Here is a 5138-nt window from a genome sequence, read left to right as displayed (position 1 = left end):
TGACCGGTGCCGACGCGCGGAACCGCCGCGAGCAGCGCCTGCGTGTAGGGATGCTGGGGGTCGGCGAACAGCGCGTGCGCATCGGCCCGCTCGACGATCTCGCCCTGGTACATGACGGCGACACGATCGGCGAGGTCGGCGACGACGCCCATGTTGTGCGTGATGAGCACGATCGACGAGCCGTATTCGTCGCGGCACCACCGCAGCAGGTCGAGGATCTCGGCCTGCACCGTGACATCGAGCGCCGTGGTGGGCTCGTCGGCGATGATCAGGCTCGGGTTGAGCACGAGCGCCATGGCGATGACGATGCGCTGCTTCTGGCCGCCCGAGAACTCGTGCGGGTAGTAGTCGATGCGCTTTTCCGGCTCGGGGATGCCGACGCGGCGCAGGATCTCGATGGCGCGCTCGCGCGCCTGCTTCCTCGAGACCTTGCCGTGTGCGCGCAGGCCTTCCGCGATCTGCCACCAGATCGGATACACCGGGTTGAGCGCCGTCGACGGCTCCTGGAAGACCATCGCCGCGTCGCGGCCCCGGATCGCCCGCAAGCCGCGGGTGTCGAGCCGGGCGACGTCGACGCCGAGCTCGGAGTCACGCCCGCGCAGCACGACGGCACCGCCCGTGGTCGCCGTCTCGGGCAGCATGCCGAGGATCGTCTTCGCGGTCACCGACTTGCCGGAGCCCGACTCGCCGACGACCGCGAGGATCTCGCGCGGCCCGACCGAGAGGCTGACGCCGCGCACGGCGGCCACCGAGCCGGCATCCGTCGCGAACCGGACCGTCAGGTCCGTGATGTCGACCACATTGCTCACAGCACGACCTCCTCGACATCGGCTTCCGTGACTTCGGCGGCGGCTCCGCGGCGGCGCAGCCGCGGGTCGGCGAGGTCGTTGAGGCTTTCGCCCATGAGCGAGATGCCGAGCGCGAGCACCACGATCGCGAGCCCCGGGAACAGCGCGGTCCACCAGATGCCGCTCGTCACGTCGGAGAGCGCCTTCTGCAGGTCGTAGCCCCACTCTGCGGCGCTCGACGGCTCGATGCCGAAGCCGAGGAAGCCGAGGCCCGCGAGCGTCTCGAAGGCGTCCGTCGCGTTCAGCGTGATGATGAGCGGCAGCGTGCGGATCGAGTTGCGCAGAACGTGGCGGAAGATGATGCGCAGGTCGCCTGCGCCGATCACACGGGCGGATTCCACATAGGACTCGACCTTCACGCGCACGACCTCGGCGCGCACGACGCGGAAGTACTGCGGGATATAGACGACCGTGATCGAGAACGCGGCCGAGAACACCCCCGACCAGAAGTTCGACGAGCCGCCCGAGATCGCGATCGAGATGACGATGGCGAGCAGCAGGGTGGGGAACGCGTAGATGGCGTCGCAGATGACGACCAGCACTCGGTCGATCGGGCCGCCGAAATAGCCGGAGAACAGGCCGAGCAGCACGCCGATGATGAGCGACAGGATGATCGCGATGATGATCGCGACGATCGCCGTGCGCGCACCGAAGATCGTGCGGCTCAGCACGTCGTAGCCGCCGACGGTGGTGCCCCACAGGTGGGCGCCGCTCGGCGCCTGCTGCGAGCCGAAGTTCCCGTGCGCGTCCTTCAGCTGGCCGTACGAATACGGCGCGATGAGCGGCGCGAAGATCGCCACGAGCACGTAGACACCCGTGATGACGACACCGGTGAGCAGCATGAAGCGCTGCACGCCGACGCTCTGGCGCAGCTGCGCGACGACGGGGACGCGGCTGAGGAGCGAGCGCTTCATCTCAGTACCTCACTCTCGGGTCGATGAGGGCGGCGATGATGTCGACGACGAAGTTGACCACCGCCACGATCACGGCGAGCAGGGCGACGATGCCCTGCACGGCCACGAAGTCTCGCGCCTCCAGGTACTGATTCAGCTCGAAGCCGAGGCCCTTCCACTCGAAGGTCGTCTCGGTGAGCACCGCCCCGCCGAGCAGCATCGCGATCTGCAGGCCGATCACGGTGATGATCGGGATGAGTGCGGGCTTGTACGCGTGCCGCGTGATGAGGCGGTACTCGCGCACGCCGCGGGAACGTGCGGCATCCACGTACTGCGTGTTGAACGTGCCGATGACGTTCGTGCGCACAAGGCGCAGGAAGACGCCCGCCGTGAGCAGGCCGAGCGCGATGCCCGGAAGCACCGCGTGCTTCAGCACGTCGGGCACGGCATCCGGGTCGCCTGTGCGGAACGCGTCGATCAGGTAGATGCCCGTGGGGTGCGGCAGGGTCTGGATCTCGAGCTCGGTGTTCGTGTCTGCGCGGCCTGCCACCGGCAGCCAGCCGAGGCCGATCGAGAACGTGAGCTGCAGCAGCAGGCCCGAGAAGAACACGGGGGTCGCGTAGAACAGGATCGAGAGCACGCGCAGCACGGCGTCGCCCCACCTGTCGCGCAGATAAGCGGCGAGCATGCCGAGCGGGATGCCGACGATGAACGCCACGATGAGGGCGTAGAACGCGAGCTCCAGCGTCGCGCCGCCGTAGGTCAGCAGAATCGTCGTGACCTTCTGGTGGTCGCTGAACGTCGTGCCGAAGTCGCCGTGGGCGATCTGGCCGAGGTACTGGAAGTACTGGAGGATCAGCGGGCGGTCGTAGCCCGCCTCGTGGATGCGCTTCGCGAGCTCGGCCGGTGGCAGCCGGCCGCCCTGCGCCGCGGTGATCGGGTCGCCGGTCGAGCGCATCAGGAAGAAGACGACCGTCACGAGGATGAAGATCGTCGGGAAGATCAGCAGGAAGCGCACGACGATGTAGCGCAGCAGTCCGCCGCCGCCGCGCAGGGCGGCGCCACTCGGCTGGGCGGGTGCCGGCGCGAGCGGCGAGGGAACGGTCTCGGGGGACGTCGTCATAGACGCGGATCCTTCCGTGGGCATCCGAGGACGCGCGTGCAACGGGGGCGGCCAGACGGCCGCCCCCGAGCACAGGCTACTTACTTGCTGATGTTCGCGTAGCGGAACTTGTAGGACGAGTCGAGCGTGGTGCCGTTCACGTCCTTGCCGACCACGGCCACCGAGGCGCCCTGCAGGAGGGGCAGCGTCGAGAGGTCCTTCGCGACGGTCTCCTGGATCTGCTCGATCACCTTGGTGCGGTCAGCCTTGTCGGTGTCGCCGACCTCCTTCGCGAGGAGCGCCTGCACCTCCGGGCTGTCGTAGTGGTTCGACAGGAAGTTGTTCTTCGCGAAGAACGGCGTCAGGTAGTCGTCGGCGTCCGAGTAGTCGGGGAACCAGCCGAGCTGGTACTCCGGGTAGACGTCGGCAACGCGGTCCTTCGAGTACTGCACGTACTCGGTCTGCTGCAGCTTGACGTTGAACAGGCCGCCGTTCTCGAGCTGGCTCTTGATGAGGCCGTACTCGTCGCCCGACGAGGGACCGTAGTGGTCGCCCGTGTACTGCAGGTTCAGGGTCACCGGCGAGGTGATGCCGGCGGCCTTGAGCGCGGCCTTCGCCTTGTCGAGGCTGGGGCCGCCGTCGCCGTCGCCGTAGAGCGACTTGAGAGCCGGGGTGGCACCCGTCAGGCCGTCGGGAACGTAGCTGTACAGCGGGGTGTAGGTGCCCTTGTAGACCTGCTTCGAGATGGCCTCGCGGTCGATCAGGTCGGCCGCGGCCTGGCGCACGGCGAGAGCCTTCTTCGGGTCGGCGTCGGAGGTCTTAGCGCCGAACGGCATCGTGTTGAAGTTGAACACGATGTAGCGGATCTCGCCGCCGGGGCCGTCGATGACCTTGACCTTGTTGTTCGACTTGAGACTCGAGATGTCGGTGGCCGACAGCGAGCGGTAGGCCACGTCGATCGCGTTCGACTGGATGTCGAGCTTGAGGTTGTCGGAGCTGGCGTAGTACTTGACGTTGACGGTCGGGGTCTTCGCCGCGCCGTTGAGGCCCTTGTAGCCCGCGAACGCCTTGTACTGGATCAGCTGGTTCACCTTGTACGACGAGATGTAGTACTGGCCGGCGAACGCCTCGCCCTTGACGATGGTGTCGTCGGGGGTGACCTTGTCGGCGCTGAAGACCTGCTCGTCGACGATCGGGCCGGCGGGGCTGGTCAGCACCTGCGGGAAGGTCTGGTCGTTCGGCGCCTTGAGGTGGAAGTCGACGGTCGTGTCGTCGGGCGTCGACACCGACGCGAGGTTGCCCAGCAGCGATGCGGGGCCGTTCGGGTCGTTGATCTTGAGCTGCCGGTCGAACGTGAACTTCACGTCGGACGAGGTCAGCTTGTCGCCGTTCTCGAAGGTGAGGCCCGGCTTGAGCTTGACCTCATAGGTGCTCGGGTCGGTGAACTGCGCGCTCTCGGCGATGGAGGGCTTCGGGTCGGGGCTGCCGTTGGGCGTGTCGACGAGGAAGGGGTACACCTGCGTCATGACGGCGAAGGACCCGTTGTCGTACGAGCCGGCCGGGTCGAGCGAGGTGATCTTGTCGGTGGTGCCGATGGTGATGGACTTCGCCGAGGCGCTGCCGCCGCTGCCCCCGTTGTTGCCGGCGCAGCCGGCGAGAACGAGCGCACCGGCCGCAACAGCCGCAACGGACGCGACCATGCGGGCCCGACGAGTCGAGACGGAATTCATGCCGCAGGACTCACTTTCGTGGTGGGGAAATGGGAATGTGGTGCCCCCACCCTACGTGGCCGTGTGTTTCGGTGTCGTTAACCGCAGGCCGACCGGTCACTCCCCCCGCAGGCGCCGGCGCTCGAGCTCGAGCTCGGCCATGGCGCGGCTGATCGCGATGCGCGTGTCGCTGTCGGAGGGGTCGGTGCGCTGCAGCCTGCTCTGCAGCTCGGCTTTGAGCGTGACCATGTCCTTCTCGATGAGCGAGCCGACGATCGCCTTCGCCCACACCTTCGCCGCCTCTTCGCTGCGCTCGGGAACCGGTGAGAGGGCGAGCTGCTCGACGATCGACCGGAACTGCTCCGGCAGGTCGTTGCGGATGCGCGCGAACCAGTCCGCCGCGCCGAAGGCGTCCATGTTGGCCGCGATGGCGCTCTTCACGAGCTCGAGCGTGGGGTTCGAGAAGCGCGCCTGCATGGCCCGGTCGACGAGGTCGCGGCCGACCGCGTCGGGCAGCTGTAGCACGGCCATGAGCGCCTGCCGCTCGGTCGTCGTGATGGGGTCGCGGCCGAGGTCGTTGAGGGTG

Annotated in this window: 4 protein-coding genes and 1 pseudogene; all 5 read right to left on the bottom strand. The window is 67.6% G+C overall.

All coding sequences use genetic code 11. The annotated features are described in order from the left end of the window. A partial coding sequence (locus ACM2XV_RS11990; RefSeq protein ID WP_487027083.1) for an ABC transporter ATP-binding protein occupies window positions 1-809 on the bottom strand: 809 nt, incomplete at its 3' end. Beyond that, a complete protein-coding gene (locus tag ACM2XV_RS11985) occupies window positions 806-1762 on the bottom strand; it encodes an ABC transporter permease (RefSeq protein WP_487027082.1) in 957 nt (318 codons plus the stop codon). The genes ACM2XV_RS11990 and ACM2XV_RS11985, both read right to left, overlap by 4 nt. A 1-nt stretch (window position 1763) precedes the next feature. Beyond that, window positions 1764-2864: an ABC transporter permease gene (locus ACM2XV_RS11980; protein ID WP_487027081.1), complete on the bottom strand. Its 1101-nt coding sequence runs from the start codon at window positions 2862-2864 to the stop codon at window positions 1764-1766. Between the two features lie 80 nt (window positions 2865-2944). Further along, window positions 2945-4573: an ABC transporter substrate-binding protein gene (locus ACM2XV_RS11975; RefSeq protein ID WP_487027080.1), complete on the bottom strand. Its 1629-nt coding sequence runs from the start codon at window positions 4571-4573 to the stop codon at window positions 2945-2947. A gap of 96 nt (window positions 4574-4669) precedes the next feature. Then, window positions 4670-5138: pseudogene (locus ACM2XV_RS11970) on the bottom strand (DNA primase); the annotation flags it as partial.

This window comes from Gryllotalpicola sp. CP2-P1, from assembly GCF_057512245.1.
The sequence above is the reverse complement of the archived record's forward strand: the minus strand, read 5'-3'. Positions and strand labels throughout refer to the sequence as shown.